Source organism: Halalkalibacillus halophilus DSM 18494, assembly GCF_000423105.1.
In the GTDB taxonomy this organism is placed as follows: domain Bacteria; phylum Bacillota; class Bacilli; order Bacillales; family Alkalibacillaceae; genus Halalkalibacillus; species Halalkalibacillus halophilus.
In genome coordinates, this window is sequence record NZ_AUHI01000004.1 from 273,728 (window position 1) to 289,326 (window position 15,599).

At 36.0% G+C, this 15,599-nt stretch carries 15 protein-coding genes; all 15 read left to right on the plus strand.

The window, feature by feature from the left end; genetic code table 11:
- The first annotated feature begins 24 nt into the window (after positions 1-24).
- The 15 genes from sucC to fliI all read left to right on the plus strand — a co-directional run bounded on the left by sucC (position 25) and on the right by fliI (position 15,598).
- Positions 25-1,185, plus strand: coding sequence for an ADP-forming succinate--CoA ligase subunit beta (gene sucC / locus G532_RS0101400; RefSeq protein ID WP_027963173.1), 1,161 nt, complete (start codon positions 25-27; stop codon positions 1,183-1,185).
- A 16-nt stretch (positions 1,186-1,201) separates the two neighbouring features.
- A complete protein-coding gene (sucD, locus tag G532_RS0101405; RefSeq protein WP_027963174.1) occupies positions 1,202-2,104 on the plus strand; it encodes a succinate--CoA ligase subunit alpha in 903 nt (300 codons plus the stop codon).
- A 76-nt stretch (positions 2,105-2,180) separates the two neighbouring features.
- Entirely contained in the window at positions 2,181-3,059 is an 879-nt protein-coding gene (gene dprA, locus G532_RS0101410) for a DNA-processing protein DprA (protein WP_027963175.1), read from the plus strand.
- A 285-nt stretch (positions 3,060-3,344) separates the two neighbouring features.
- Positions 3,345-5,420 carry a type I DNA topoisomerase gene (gene topA / locus G532_RS0101415; protein WP_027963176.1) on the plus strand — a complete coding sequence of 692 codons (2,076 nt, stop codon included), beginning with the start codon at positions 3,345-3,347 and terminating at the stop codon, positions 5,418-5,420.
- A gap of 274 nt (positions 5,421-5,694) precedes the next feature.
- Positions 5,695-6,597, plus strand: a complete 903-nt coding sequence (gene xerC / locus G532_RS0101420) for a tyrosine recombinase XerC (RefSeq protein WP_084500493.1) — start codon at positions 5,695-5,697, stop codon at positions 6,595-6,597.
- A 19-nt stretch (positions 6,598-6,616) separates the two neighbouring features.
- Positions 6,617-7,162 (plus strand): ATP-dependent protease subunit HslV, encoded by a 546-nt coding sequence (hslV, locus tag G532_RS0101425; RefSeq protein ID WP_027963178.1) that lies wholly within the window; start codon positions 6,617-6,619, stop codon positions 7,160-7,162.
- A gap of 18 nt (positions 7,163-7,180) precedes the next feature.
- Entirely contained in the window at positions 7,181-8,581 is a 1,401-nt protein-coding gene (hslU, locus tag G532_RS0101430) for an ATP-dependent protease ATPase subunit HslU (protein ID WP_027963179.1), read from the plus strand.
- A 19-nt stretch (positions 8,582-8,600) separates the two neighbouring features.
- Positions 8,601-9,380 (plus strand): GTP-sensing pleiotropic transcriptional regulator CodY, encoded by a 780-nt coding sequence (gene codY / locus G532_RS0101435; RefSeq protein WP_027963180.1) that lies wholly within the window; start codon positions 8,601-8,603, stop codon positions 9,378-9,380.
- A 322-nt stretch (positions 9,381-9,702) separates the two neighbouring features.
- Positions 9,703-10,092, plus strand: coding sequence for a flagellar basal body rod protein FlgB (gene flgB / locus G532_RS0101440; RefSeq protein ID WP_027963181.1), 390 nt, complete (start codon positions 9,703-9,705; stop codon positions 10,090-10,092).
- 1 nt (position 10,093) lies between these two features.
- Complete coding sequence (gene flgC, locus G532_RS0101445; protein ID WP_027963182.1) at positions 10,094-10,549, plus strand: flagellar basal body rod protein FlgC; 456 nt, start codon at positions 10,094-10,096, stop codon at positions 10,547-10,549.
- A gap of 11 nt (positions 10,550-10,560) precedes the next feature.
- A complete protein-coding gene (fliE, locus tag G532_RS0101450) occupies positions 10,561-10,866 on the plus strand; it encodes a flagellar hook-basal body complex protein FliE (RefSeq protein ID WP_027963183.1) in 306 nt (101 codons plus the stop codon).
- A gap of 47 nt (positions 10,867-10,913) precedes the next feature.
- Complete coding sequence (gene fliF / locus G532_RS0101455; RefSeq protein WP_027963184.1) at positions 10,914-12,488, plus strand: flagellar basal-body MS-ring/collar protein FliF; 1,575 nt, start codon at positions 10,914-10,916, stop codon at positions 12,486-12,488.
- A 14-nt stretch (positions 12,489-12,502) separates the two neighbouring features.
- Positions 12,503-13,519: a flagellar motor switch protein FliG gene (fliG, locus tag G532_RS0101460; RefSeq protein ID WP_027963185.1), complete on the plus strand. Its 1,017-nt coding sequence runs from the start codon at positions 12,503-12,505 to the stop codon at positions 13,517-13,519.
- On the plus strand, positions 13,512-14,273 hold the full coding sequence (fliH, locus tag G532_RS0101465) for a flagellar assembly protein FliH (RefSeq protein WP_027963186.1): 762 nt from the start codon (positions 13,512-13,514) through the stop codon (positions 14,271-14,273). Before fliG ends, fliH begins: the two co-directional genes overlap by 8 nt.
- A 5-nt stretch (positions 14,274-14,278) precedes the next feature.
- Positions 14,279-15,598: a flagellar protein export ATPase FliI gene (fliI, locus tag G532_RS0101470; protein WP_027963187.1), complete on the plus strand. Its 1,320-nt coding sequence runs from the start codon at positions 14,279-14,281 to the stop codon at positions 15,596-15,598.
- The last annotated feature ends 1 nt before the right edge of the window (position 15,599 follow it).

A 15,599-nucleotide genomic window follows, 5' to 3' on the forward strand; every position in this document is an offset into this window, starting at 1 on the left:
AACATTTTGATGGGAGGATGGATCATGAACATTCATGAGTATCAAGCGAAAGAAATATTCCGCCAATACAACGTGGCAGTTCCTAATAGCAAAGTTGCTTTTTCAGTAGATGAAGCAGTGGAAGCTGCAAAAGAATTAGGTTCTAACGTTACTGTTGTGAAAGCACAGATTCACGCTGGTGGACGTGGTAATGCAGGTGGCGTTAAAATCGCTAAGAATTTAGACGAAGTTCGTCAGTACGCTGATGAAATCTTAGGTAAAACACTTGTCACACACCAAACTGGCCCAGAAGGTAAAGTTGTTAACCGTCTTTTAATAGAAGAAGGCTGTGACATTCAAAAAGAATACTACGTAGGTCTAGTAATGGACCGTGCCACTTCTCGTGTCGTACTAATGGCATCTGAAGAAGGTGGAACTGAAATTGAAGAAGTTGCTGAGGAAACTCCTGAGAAAATCTTCAAAGAAGTGATCGATCCTGTATCAGGTTTAACCGCTTTCCAAGCTAGAAGAATTGCTTTTAATATTAACATTCCACATGAACTTCTAGGAAATGCAGTTAAATTTATGATGAGTTTATACAATGTATTTATGGAAAAAGATTGTTCAATCGTTGAAATTAATCCGTTAGTTACTACTGGTGACGGTTCTGTACTAGCATTGGATGCGAAATTAAACTTTGACGATAATGCACTATTCCGTCAAAAAGACATCGTAGAATTACGTGATTTAGAAGAAGAAGATGAAAAAGAAATTGAAGCTTCTAAGCATGATCTAAGCTATATTGCCTTAGACGGTAATATTGGTTGTATGGTTAATGGCGCTGGTTTAGCAATGTCTACAATGGACATTATTAAACATCACGGCGGCGAACCCGCTAACTTCCTTGACGTTGGGGGCGGTGCAACTGCTGAAAAAGTTACAGAAGCTTTCAAAATCATTTTGTCCGACGACCATGTAAAAGGTATTCTAGTTAATATCTTCGGAGGAATTATGAAGTGTGATGTAATTGCTGAAGGTGTTGTAGAAGCAACCAAGCAAATGGGTCTTGAAATTCCGCTAGTGGTTCGTTTAGAAGGTACAAATGTAGAGCAAGGTAAGAAGATTTTAGACGAATCCGGTTTAAATATTACTGCTGCTGATTCTATGGCAGACGGCGCAGAAAAAATTGTTTCTCTAGTACAATAAGAAAGGACGGACGAAAATGAGCGTTTTTATTAACAAAGACACAAAAGTACTCGTTCAAGGTATTACTGGTGGAACGGCAAAATTCCACACAGAACAAATGCTTGAATATGGAACAAAAATTGTAGCTGGTGTAACACCTAAAAAAGGCGGAACAGAAATTGCTGGTGTACCTGTTTTCAATACAGTTCAAGATGCTGTAATCGAAACTGGTGCAACTGCATCCGTAATTTATGTACCAGCTCCATTTGCTGCTGATGCAATTATGGAAGCAGTAGATGCAAATCTTGATCTTGCAATTTGTATTACAGAGCATATTCCAGTTGCAGATATGGTTAAAGTTAAGCGTTATATGGAAGGCAAGAAAACACGTTTAGTTGGACCAAACTGCCCTGGTGTTATTACTCCAGACGAATGTAAGATTGGAATTATGCCTGGTTATATCCACAAAAAAGGACATATTGGTGTAGTATCTCGTTCTGGTACCTTAACTTATGAGGCTGTTCATCAGTTGTCTGAAGAAGGATTCGGACAATCAACTGCTGTTGGTATTGGTGGAGACCCAGTAAATGGGACAAACTTCATTGATGCATTAAACGCATTTAACGATGACCCGGAGACGGAAGCAGTTATGATGATTGGTGAAATCGGTGGTACTGCTGAAGAAGAAGCAGCAGAATGGGTTAAAGCTAATATGAAGAAGCCAGTAGTAGGATTCATCGGTGGTGCAACAGCACCTCCAGGAAAACGTATGGGTCACGCTGGTGCAATTATTTCAGGTGGTAAAGGAACTGCAGATGAAAAGATCCGCGTTATGAATGAATGTGGTATTGAAGTTGCAGATACTCCAGCATTAATGGGCGAAACAATGATTAATGTACTAAAAAATAATGATTTGTTCGACAAATGTAAAACACATTAATAAATAACAGTAATAAGCTTAGAGGTCTTCTTAGATCTCTAAGCTTCATTTTATCTAAAACGGGGTGAAGATTCATTTGAATGAGCAAGCTGCATTTAAAATATATATTTTATTACATGTTCATAGAATTACGAGAAGAAAAATACACAAATATCTTCAAACTGACCCACTTTTTGAAAACCTCTTGAACTACTCTCCTAACGATCTTCAATCTTTGTTTCTATTAAAAAGTAATATAGCCTCAACCTTGTATAAATCTCTCCATGACCGAAGAAAGTTAATGAGCTTATATGACAATTTCAATCAAGATTCCATAGTTACATGGTTCCACAAAAACTATCCTCCGCAACTTAAACTAATACCTGATCCCCCTTTAATTTTATACTATCAAGGTGATCTTTCCTTACTTTCAAATCCGTCTATTAGCGTAATTGGTTCTAGAAAGCCATCTGAACATGCATTTAAAAAAATGAACTATATCCTTCAACCTTTAATAGAAGAAAGAGTTACAATTATTAGTGGTTTAGCCTATGGGATTGATATCATGGCACATAAATTAGCACTATCTCATACGAGCCCCACTGTTGCTGTTTTAGGCTCTGGATTGAACCACATCTATCCTAAAAGTCATATACACGATGCCAACACCATCGCCAACAAACATTTATTATTATCAGAATACCCACCTGAAACCCCTCCAAATAGATGGCAATTTCCAGAAAGAAATCGAATTATTAGTGGACTATCAAAAGCGACACTAATCATTGAGGCAACGGAGAAAAGCGGAACAATGATTACTGCCGATCAAGCTCTTGAACAAGGAAAAGATGTATTTGTGATACCAGATTCTATATTTTTAACACAAGCTAAAGGATGCTTAAAGTTATTGAACGACGGCGCCATTCCTATAACAACACCAGAAGATATGGGTAATTGGTGGAGGAGCCTTTTATAATAGTTAGATTCAACTGCTAAGTTAAACGACTCAAAGGTGAATTAATTGAATTAATTTTTACCTTCTGATGAACATAAAATAGGATTATTTTCATAAGCCTGGCAGAAAGGTGTTTGACAAACTGTATCGAAGTATTTAATAATGAATGAGATTCATGCGAATTTTTTATTAGAAATGGTTCAATTGAAATGTAATTAAAAATGTTTACTTGTAATAACTGATAAAAACAATGTTTATAATGTGTAGTATTTAAATGAAATTAAACCTCGTAGGAGGAATGGACGCATGTCAGACTATTTAGTAATTGTGGAATCACCAGCTAAAGCTAAGACGATAGAAAGATATTTAGGTAAGAAATATAAAGTAAAAGCATCTATGGGTCATGTGATCGATCTACCAAAAAGTCAAATGGGTGTAGACGTAGATAATGATTATGAACCACGTTATATAACTATACGCGGAAAAGGTCCGGTTCTAAATGACCTAAAGAAAGCTGCAAAAAAAGCAAAAAAAGTTTATCTCGCAGCCGACCCTGACCGTGAAGGGGAAGCAATTGCATGGCATTTAGCTCATACATTAAATATTGAAGAGGATGCTGCGTGTAGAGTAGTATTTAACGAAATAACGAAAGATGCAGTGAAAGAATCCTTTAAAGAACCTAGAACCATTAATATGAGTTTAGTACAAGCTCAACAAGCTAGAAGAGTGTTAGATCGATTAGTAGGTTATAATATTAGCCCTCTTCTATGGAAGAAAATTAAAAAAGGCTTAAGCGCAGGAAGAGTTCAGTCCGTTGCTGTAAAGTTAGTAATTGACCGAGAAAACGAAATCAGAAACTTTGAACCAGAAGAATACTGGTCTATTACGAGTGAATTCACTCATAAAAAGAAAAAATTTGAAGCTAAATTTTACGGGGTTGATGATAAAAAGCAGGAATTATCTACAGAAGATGATGTGAACAAAATCTTAAATCGAATTTCTGGAGACAAATTCAAAGTAACGAAAGTGAATAAAAGAGAGAGAAAAAGAAACCCATCCTTACCATTTACTACGTCATCTTTACAACAGGAAGCTTTTAGAAAGATTAACTTCCGTGCTAAAAAGACAATGATGATCGCTCAACAATTATATGAAGGTATTGATTTAGGTGGAAAAGATGGGACTACTGGTTTAATCACATATATGCGTACCGATTCAACTCGTGTTTCAGATACTGCAAAGAATGAGGCTGCAGAACTAATTGAAGGTCGCTATGGAAAAAACCATTTAGGAACACAGGCAAAATCAAAACAAGGAGAGCGCTCTCAAGACGCGCACGAAGCAATTCGTCCAACGGGTGTTCACAAAGATCCTAAAACAATAAAACAAAAGCTCTCCAACGATCAATATAAACTATATAAGTTAATATGGGATCGCTTTGTTGCAAGTCAAATGGCTCCTGCTGTTCTTGACGTTGTTACAGCCCACTTAGATAACAATGGTGTAGAATTTAGAGCGAATGGTTCACAAATTAAATTCAAAGGGTTTATGGAACTTTACGTGGAAGGTAACGATGAGAATAAAAAAGAGGAACATAAATTACTTCCTCCAATGGCAGAAGGCGATGAAGTAAAAGCGGAAGGATTAACTCCTAACCAACACTTTACCCAGCCGCCACCACGTTATACGGAAGCCAGGTTAGTTCGTACATTAGAAGAAAAAGGAATCGGGCGTCCTTCTACGTATGCCCCAACTTTAGATACGATACAGCGAAGAGGCTATGTAGCATTAGATAATAAACGTTTTATCCCAACAGAGCTCGGTACGATTGTTCTCGATCTATTAGAAGAATATTTTCCTGAAATTATTGATGTTAAATTCACAGTTGATATGGAGAATAATTTAGATTTAGTAGAAGACGGGGAAAAAGAGTGGAGAAAAGTTATTCATACGTTTTATCAAGATTTTGAGAAAAGACTTGATAAAGCAGAAGCAGAAATAGAAAAGATTGAAGTAAGAGATGAGCCAGCTGGAGAAGATTGTGATAAGTGTGGTAGTGAGATGGTTATCAAGATGGGACGCTACGGCAAGTTCATGGCTTGTTCCAATTTTCCAGATTGCCGCAATACGAAACCGATTCTTAAAGAAATCGGCGTCAAATGCCCTACTTGTAAAGAGGGTAACGTTGTAGAACGTAAAAGTAAAAAACGTCGTGTGTTTTATGGCTGTGATCGATATCCAGAGTGTGAGTTTATCTCATGGGATAAACCAATGGAACGACCGTGTCCAAAATGCTCTTCCTTATTAGTAGAGAAAAAGCAGAAAAAAGGGACACAAGTAAAATGCACGTCATGTGAATACCAAGAAACAACTCAACAATAATTGTGAAGGCGAGTGAATTTACACTCGTCTTTTTAATTTGATACTAGGCAAAAGATTCTACATTTTATTGTTTGAACTGTTAAGGTTTTGTGAATAATGTGATTAGTGAAGTTATTTAAATTGACACACAATTTTAATTGCTATAAAATTATCGAGTGGTAAGGAAAACACCTTGACATATTTATGTCATCACTTATATTATGACGAATTTGTTAAAATTGTTGAATTATTTTGAAAAGTTTGATAAGATTTAATCGTTTGTTAGGAGGCCGTGCTGTTGACTGATATATTGACTATAAATTCATTTAAACAGTTTCTACAAGTGGAACGTAACGCTTCCAAACACACGATTTATCATTACACGAATGACATCGAAGAATTTTCTCAATTCTTAACCAATGAAGGTATAGATAGCTTTAAAGATGTTAATTATGCAGTGATGCGCGTATATTTAACAACATTATATGATAAAGGACTGTCTAGAGTTTCAGTTTCTAGAAAGTTATCTAGCTTAAGAGGTTTTTTTAATTATCTTGAAAAGGAAAAGGAAGTTAATTCAAACCCAATCGCTCAAGTGTCAATGCCGAAAAAAGATCGTAAAATTCCACAATTCTTTTACGAAGAAGAAATGACGAAGCTATTTGAAGCTGCGAGTTTATCTACTTCGTTGGGACAAAGAAATAGAGCGATACTTGAACTACTTTATGCTACAGGTATAAGAGTTTCTGAACTAGTGGAATTAAAGGTTCAAGATATTGATGATAGTTTGGGGACGATTTTAGTTACCGGAAAAGGTAATAAACAAAGATTTGTTCCATTTGGTTCTTTTGCAGGCGAAGCCATCAACTTGTACAGACAAGAAGGTAGAGAAGATCTATTAAGTAAAACCCCGGAAAATCATGACCACTTATTTTTAAATAATCGTGGAAGTCCTATAACGGATCGGGGGATTCGCTATGTCTTAAATGATATGGTAAAACGGGCTGCCATAACTACATCTATTCATCCACACAAATTAAGGCATACATTTGCTACACATTTACTAAATGCAGGTGCTGATTTACGCTCTGTTCAAGAATTACTGGGACATGAAAATTTATCAGCCACGCAAATATATACCCACGTCTCCAAAGATTATCTACAAAATATATATAAAAATGCTCACCCAAGAGCTTAATAGAGAAAGAGTGATATAATTGACTCAATCGTTTCACGCAACAACAATTTTTGCAGTTAGGCACAATGGAGAGGCTGCTATGAGTGGAGATGGCCAAGTTACGCTTGGTAATGCAGTTGTTATGAAGCATAAAGCAAAAAAAGTGAGAAGGCTTTTTAATGGTAATGTACTAGCAGGTTTTGCTGGGTCTGTTGCTGATGCTTTTACTCTATTTGAAAAATTCGAAGCAAATTTAGAAAAATATAATGGTAATTTAAGCAGGTCTGCTGTAGAACTAGCTAAAGAGTGGCGCAGTGATAAAGTACTCAGGCAACTAGAAGCGATGTTAATAGTAGTGGATCATGAGCAAATGCTTTTAATTTCAGGTACAGGGGAAGTAATTGAACCAGATGATGATATACTTGCAATTGGATCTGGAGGTCATTACGCACTTAGTGCCGGACGCGCTTTAAAAAGGTATAGTAGCGAACAATCGGCTGAAATGATTGCTAAAGCTGCTCTTGAAGTTGCTAGTGAAATTTGTGTATACACGAATGATCAAATTGTATTAGAAACTTTAGAGTAATAAAGGAGATAGCTGTTAATGAGTATGAAAGCAACACCAAAACAAATTGTTGATCAACTTAATTCTTATGTGATTGGGCAAACAGAAGCTAAAAGAGCCCTTTCAATCGCATTAAGAAATAGATATAGAAGGATGCAAATTCCTGAGACAATTAGAGATGAGATTGTTCCAAAGAATATTTTAATGATCGGACCAACAGGTGTGGGTAAAACAGAATTAGCTAGAAGGTTAGCTAAACTTGTCGGAGCCCCATTTTCAAAAGTAGAAGCTACTAAATTCACTGAAGTAGGGTATGTAGGTAGAGATGTAGAATCCATGGTGAGGGATTTAGTGGAAACTAGTGTAAGAATGGTTCGCGAGGAAAAAGTTGAACTTGTTCAAGAGGAGGCAAGAAAACAAGCAAATAATCGCTTAGTTGATTTATTAGTTCCTGGAAAAAAATCGAAATCAAATCAGCAGATAAAAAATCCTCTAGAAATGTTGTTTAATCAGCAGCAAAACACAACAGAGCAATCAGATGAAAAAGAAGAAGAAACGCAGCATCAAAATAAAAAAGCTGAAATGAAGCGAAAGCTTGAATTAGGTGAGTTAGAAGAACAGAAAGTATCTATTGAAGTGGAGGAACAATCTTCTTCTATGTTCGATATGCTTCAAGGTTCAGGTATGGAACAAATGGGAATGAATATGCAAGACGCATTTAATCAATTTATGCCAAAGAACAAGAAGAAAAGACGATTGCCTGTTAAAGAGGCAAGGGAAGTATTAACCCAAATAGAGGCAGAGAAATTGATAGATAAAGATGAAGTCCATCAGCAAGCTGTTGAAAGAGCTGAACAGTCAGGCATTATTTTCGTAGATGAAATTGATAAAGTTTGTGGAAAAGATCAACAACAAGCTAATGTTTCTAGAGAAGGTGTCCAAAGAGACATTCTACCAATTGTCGAAGGTTCTACAGTTGTCACTAAATATGGTTCTGTAAAAACAGATTATATGTTGTTCATTGCTGCAGGTGCCTTTCACACGGCAAAGCCTTCTGATTTAATTCCAGAGTTGCAAGGTAGATTCCCAATTAGAGTTGAGCTCAACAAACTAGAAATCAAAGACTTTATTAATATTCTTAAAGAACCTTCAAATGCTATCTTAAAACAGTATACAGCATTATTAGAAACAGAAGGTATAAAGCTAACATTTACAACGGAGGCAATCGAAAGAATTGCTGAGATTGCTTACAACGTCAATCAAGATACTGATAATATTGGTGCAAGAAGGCTTCATACCATCATGGAAAAACTATTAGAAGAGCTTTCGTTTGAAGCTCCTGACATTACGATGGAATCCATTGAAATTACTAAAACTTATGTAGATGATAAATTAGCTTCTATTGCACAAAACAAAGATTTATCAGAATATATTTTATAAAAAATTAGGAGGATGAATAATGAGTTTATTAGACAAAACAAGAGAAATTAATGCAATGCTTCAAAAAACACAAGGAAAGGCAGTTAACTTTAATGACATGTCCGCAACTTTGAGAGATGTAATTGGTGCAAACATCTTTGTGTTAAGTCGTAAAGGTAAGGTATTAGGATTCGCTATTAAACAAGAAATCGAAAATGACCGAATGAAAACAATGTTAGAAGATAGACGTTTTCCAGATGAATATACCAATAACTTGTTTAAAATTACTGAAACGTCAGCCAATCATGATATTAACAGTGATTATACTGCTTTCCCGGTAGAGAATAAAGATCTATTTAAAGACGGTTTAACTACTTTAACACCAATTATAGGTGGAGGGGAAAGATTAGGAACGTTAATATTAAGTCGCATAGAAGAGTCTTTTGATGAAGATGATCTATTGTTAGCTGAATACGGATCAACTGTTGTTGGTATGGAGATATTACACCAAAAAACAGAGCAGATTGAGGAAGAAGCAAGAAGTAAAGCTGTTGTACAAATGGCAATTAACTCGTTATCTTATAGCGAATTAGAAGCAATTGAACACATTTTTAATGAACTAGACGGAAAAGAAGGTCTTTTAGTCGCTAGTAAAGTCGCAGATCGAGTTGGAATTACACGTTCTGTTATTGTAAATGCTTTACGTAAACTTGAAAGCGCCGGAGTAATCGAATCTCGTTCTTTAGGAATGAAAGGTACGTACATTAAAGTGCTAAATGATAAATTCTTATTGGAGTTAGAGAAACTAAACATTAAGTAATATCAATTACGGATTGTTAATAAAAAATGAACTAGCAAATGCTAGTTCATTTTTATTTTTGCAACAAACTCTATTTCAGTTATTTCCATAAATTTATTGTAATTTTAATCTATATTTTCAATAATTAAGTCTTAAATTTCCTTCCTATTGCAATTTTATTATAAAAAAATAGGTCATTCTATTTAATTCGACAATTTTTCTGAAAAGTTTAGTAGTAAACATGTCATTCAATAAAGAATTATGTAATAATATAATAAAATCCTTGTAACTTTTCAGTAATATAACCTGTATCAAAAGAACTAACATTTGTGGAGGTGAAGTAATGAAGCTATTTGATGATACAATTCAGAACCTACAAAGAGGTATGGATTACGCATCAACAAAAAATCAAACTATTGGTCAAAACATTGCCAATGTAGATACTCCTGGTTATAAAGCAAAGTCAGTTTCTTTTAATGACTTCTTTAATGAAGCTCAAGCAAATATAGAAGCAACAAGGACTAATCCTAAACATATTCCTTTTTCCGATCACCAAAGTTCAAAAGCGATTAGTTCATTAAGAGATATTACATATAACAACAACGGTAACAGTGTAGATTTGGATAAACAGATGAATGAGTTAGCAAAAAACCAGCTTTATTATGAAGCATTAACAGAACGAGTAAATGGCAAATTTAATTCGATACAAACTGCTTTAGGTGGAGGTAGATAATATGACGATTTTTCACGGAATGAATACAAATGGTAGTGCACTCACAGCAAATCGTTTTAAAATGGATGTCGTTTCTTCAAACATAGCAAATGCTGACACTACAAGAGCTCAGATGAATGAAGATGGTGAATGGGAACCATATAGAAGGAAGTTAGTATCCCAAGAGTCAAAGGATGCTCCATTTAATTCCTTTTTAAACAAAGCAATGAATCGCTCGCATGCGCCAGGTGAAGGTGTAAGAGTACGAGAGGTTGTGGAAGATCAAACACCTTTTGAAGAAGTTTACAATCCCACTCATCCGGATGCGAATGATGATGGTTATGTTCAAATGCCAAATGTTGATCCATTACAAGAGATGATTGAAATGATGTCAACTACTCGTGCGTATGAAGCAAATGTTACTGCGTTGAATGCTTCAAAAGGCATGTTGATGAAGTCACTTGAAATTGGCCGATAGGAGGGGAATAAATGAATACGATTAATCCAAACTTTTTTCAAACAGGAGTACATAATCAGGTTCAACCTAGTCAAGATGTAACTGCAAGTGAGGCTCAATCTAGTTTCGCTAACGAATTGAAGAATGCTATTAATGAAGTGAATCAAACACAGGCTGATTCTTCGATGAAAACAGAGGAATTAATTCGCGGGGAAGCAACAGATCTGCACGATGTAATGATCACTTCTCAAAAAGCTAGTGTGACACTTCAAACTGCTTCTGAGATTCAGAATAAAGCAATTGAGGCATACAGAGAAGTTATGCGTATGCAAATCTAGTATTTTCTATTATATGGATTATTTAAGTTAGAGGTCGGGGGACTACAATGAATGAAACAATGCAGCAATATCGAAATCGAATAACAGAATTTTGGACTAGCCGCACAAACCCCCAAAAATCAATGTTAGCAGGAGGAACCCTAGGTGTTATCACATTAATAATTGTAATTACATCAATTGCATTATCACCAAATATGGTTCCTTTATATAGTAATCTCTCTCATGAAGAAGCAGGTCAACTTCGTGAAGAGTTACAAGCACAAGGGGTTTCCTACGAAATTGAAGATGGGGGAACTACGATTCTAGTTCCAGAGGCAAGGTCGGATGATTTATTAGTTGATTTTGCAGCTCAAGGTATTCCAAACAGTGGAAACATTGACTACACATTTTTCAGTGAGAATGTTTCATGGGGTATGACGGATGAAGAAAGGCAGATTATTGAGCTAAGTGCACTTCAAACTGAATTGTCTACTTTAATCCAGAATATTGAAGGGATTGCCGATGCCGATGTTTTAATCAATAGAGCTAGTGAAACGGTGTTCGTCGGTGATGAGGTAGAAGAATCCTCAGCTTCAATAGTGTTAAATACAGATTATGGTTATAACTTTGATCAAGGTCAAATCCAAAGTTTGTATCACCTAGTTTCTAAAGCAGTACCTAATTTACCAAACGAAAACATAGTGATTATGAATCAACATTTTCAGTATTATGATATGGAAAACTCAGGTGGAAGTTCTAGTAATACATATGCGCAACATCAGGAAATTAGAAAAGACGTCGAAAGAGATATTCAAAGAAGAGTTCAGCAAATGTTAGGTACGATGATGGGTCAAAATAAAGTGGTTGTATCGGTAACAACTGACATTGATTTTGCCCAAGAAAATAGAATTGAAGAGTTAGTTGAACCAGTAGATATGGATACGATGGAAGGTTTACCAGTAAGTGTTGATCGAATAACGGAAACTTACACTGGAACTGATGGCGGTAATTTGGTTGATGGTGAGGCTGATATTGCAGACCTTCCGGGAGAGTTGGACGGAGAAGAAGTATCTGATTATGAAATGGTTCGAGAAACGATTAATAATGAATTTAACCGGATACGTAGAGATATTGTAGAAAGCCCTTATGAAGTTAGAGATGTAGGAATTCAAGTAGCTGTTGATAACACTGTAGAAGAAAATGGAGAAGTTATTGCTTTAACGGATGCAGAACAACTTGCCGTCGAAGAAGACATTGATTCTATTTTGACTTCTATTATTCAAACGTCTGTTACTGGGGAAACAGAGCCAGCTGAACAGGCTGAAAATGTTTCTATTGTTTTCCAAGAGTTTTCAGGTGCACCTGAATTCGATTCCCCATCAGGTGGAATCTCTACATGGGTATATGTTGTGTTAGCTTTACTCGTACTCGCTATTGTCCTAATCGTTTTCTTTGTACTTAGAAAAAGAAATGAAGAAAGTTTAGATGAACCAGTGAGACAAGTAGAAACGTATGAAGAAGATTACAGTATGGAAGAAGTACAATCAGAATCTGTTGTGAGACGTAAACAGCTTGAACAAATGGCTAAAGATAAGCCAGAAGAGTTCGCAAAGTTATTACGTACATGGATTTCTGAAGAGTAAGGGAGGTTTAGGAAATGCCTGCACAAAAAAGAGACACATTAAATGGGAAACAGAAAGCTGCGGCCCTCCTAATCTCATTAGGACCAGATGTGTCAGCTGAAGTTTATAAACATCTTACAGAAGAAGAAATAGAAAATCTCACATTAGAAATATCAAGTGTGAAAAAAGTTGATTCCGTACAAAAAGAAGACATCATGGATGAATTTCATCAAATTGCGTTAGCGCAAGACTATATTTCCCAAGGAGGTATTAACTACGCAAAGACAGTCTTGGAAAAGGCTTTAGGTGAAGGACAGGCAAGTAAAATCATCGACCGGTTAACTACCTCCTTGCAAGTTAGACCTTTTGATTTTGCAAGGAAAGCAGATGCGGGTCAAATATATAACTTTATACAAAATGAGCATCCACAAACTATTGCGCTTGTACTTTCTTATTTAGAATCAGAACAGGCATCACAAATTTTGTCCGAACTACCAGAGGATACACAGTCTGATATTGCTAGAAGAATTGCAGTTATGGATTCAGCTTCCCCAGACGTTGTCAATGAAGTTGAGCATTTACTAGAGAAAAAGTTATCTGCAACAGTAACACAAGACTATAACGAAACAGGTGGCATTGAATCTATTGTTGCTATATTGAATAGTGTAGATCGTTCAACTGAACGCACCATTTTAGACGATTTAGAAATTCAAGACCCTGAATTGGCAGAAGACATTAAGAAGCGTATGTTTGTATTTGAAGATATCGTGACCCTTGATAACCGTGCTATTCAAAGAATTATACGTGATACAGAAAACGAAGACCTCATGCTTTCTATCAAGGTAGCAAGTGATGAAGTGAAAGAAGTTTTATATAATAACATGTCCCAGCGCATGGCTGAAACGATTCAAGATGAGATTGAGTTTATGGGACCAGTAAGACTTAAAGATGTGGAGGAAGCTCAATCAAGAATTGTTGGTACAATACGTCGCTTAGAAGAAATGGGCGAAATTGTAATTGCACGTGGTGGAGGTGACGACATCATTGTCTAATTTATTTCATTCAAGAAATAAAATTTCTGGGAACAAATTTATTCAAGTGAGGACTTTAGAAAGTAGTGATGCTGAAAAAGAGCAAGCTGCCACTTCAAGTACAGATAAGGATAAACACGACCAAGCTTCAGAGAAACTTGCTCATTTAAATGATGAAATTAAACAAGCACAAACGAAAGCCACAGATATTATAAAAGAAGCACAACAAGAAAAGCATAAGTTACTCTCAGAAGCTGAAGAAGAAATTAAAGAGAAGAAACAAGTAGCCATTGAGCAAGGCTTTCATGAAGGCTTTAAAAAGGGAGAAAAAGCTGGAGAAGCATCTTATGATCAGGTTATTGATCAAATGAATCAACTTGTAAGAAAAACAGAGATTAGTTTTAAAGAAAAGATCGTTGAAGCAGAAGAAGAAATTTTACAAATAGCGATAAAGTCAGCTGAAAAAATTATACATTCAAACTTAACTAACGATAAGGAACTCTTTGTTAATGTTATCAAAGAAGCAGTTGAAGAAGTGAGTGATCAGCCTGAAATTAGCATTTATGTTCACCCACATACATATGAAATGGTTTCCAAACACAAACAGACTTTAAATGAAATAGTGAGTGAACATGCTACAGTTTCTGTTTATACAAAAAAAGACTTAAAAGAATATGATTGCTTTATTGATTCAACGTTTGGGCGCATCGACACTGGAATCGATACGAGAATTGAACAACTTAAAGATCATCTTTTTCAACTAATAAAGGGGTAGTTTCCATGGAACAAACCGAAGTGCTAGAGTGGCTTGAACAAGCTGATTTAATAAAGCAATACGGTAAAGTTTATAGAAACGTAGGGCTATTAATTGAATCAAACGGACCGGAAGTAACTTTAGGAGATGTCTGTTACATTTATCCTCAAGCGAAGAGAAATACAGTCATTCAGGCAGAAGTCGTAGGTTTTCAAAATGAACATGTATTATTAATGCCCTACGAACAAACAACCCAAATCGGCCCTGGAAGCTTAGTAGAGTCAACGAACAAACCCTTATCAGTACAGATTAGTGAATCGTTAATCGGTTCTGTCTTAAATGGTCTTGGTCGGCCACTGGATGAAAGCGAGTTGCCTTCTGGGTTGGCTAGTTACGCTACGATGAGAAAGCCACCTAACCCGATGGAACGTGAGCCAATTCACGAACAATTGTCGACTGGAGTCAAGGCGATTGACACCTGTTTAACAGTTGGAAAGGGTCAACGTGTGGGGATTTTCGCTGGAAGTGGTGTAGGAAAAAGTACTTTGTTAGGCATGTTAGCTAAAAACAGTGATGCAGATCTTAATGTAGTTGCCCTGCTTGGAGAACGTGGCCGTGAAGTAAGAGAATTTATTGAACATGAACTTGGTGAAGAAGGGTTAAAAAGGTCAATCGTAATTGTTGCAACTTCTGACCAACCTGCTTTACAGCGAATTAAAGGGGCCTACACGGCTACAGCCATTTGTGAATATTTTAGAGACTTAGGATATCATGTAAATCTTATGATGGACTCTTTAACAAGAATAGCGATGGCTCAAAGGGAATTAGGGTTGGCTAGTGGGGAGCCACCTACTACCAAAGGGTATACGCCAAGTGTTTTTGCTTTACTACCTCAATTATTAGAAAGAACGGGAACAGGTGTCTCAGGTACAATTACAGCTTTTTATACTGTGTTAGTTGATGGGGATGATATGGATGAACCTGTAGCAGATGCTGTAAGAGGACTATTGGATGGACACTTTGTTTTAGATAGAGAACTAGCTGAACAAGGACAATACCCTGCAATAAATATCTTAAAATCAGTCAGCCGACTAATGCAGAAAATATCTACCAAAGAACACTTACAAGCGAATGGAAGACTACGTTCGATTCTGAGTACATATGAAGAAAATAAAGAATTAATTCAAATAGGTGCATATAAAAAAGGAACATCACCACAAATCGATGAAGCGATTCAATTTCAACCAAGGATTATGCAATTTCTTTCTCAAAATATGGATGAATCAGTACCAAATAATCAATCCATTGAATCTTTAGAAAATCTAATAAATGGTGGTGACTCATAAA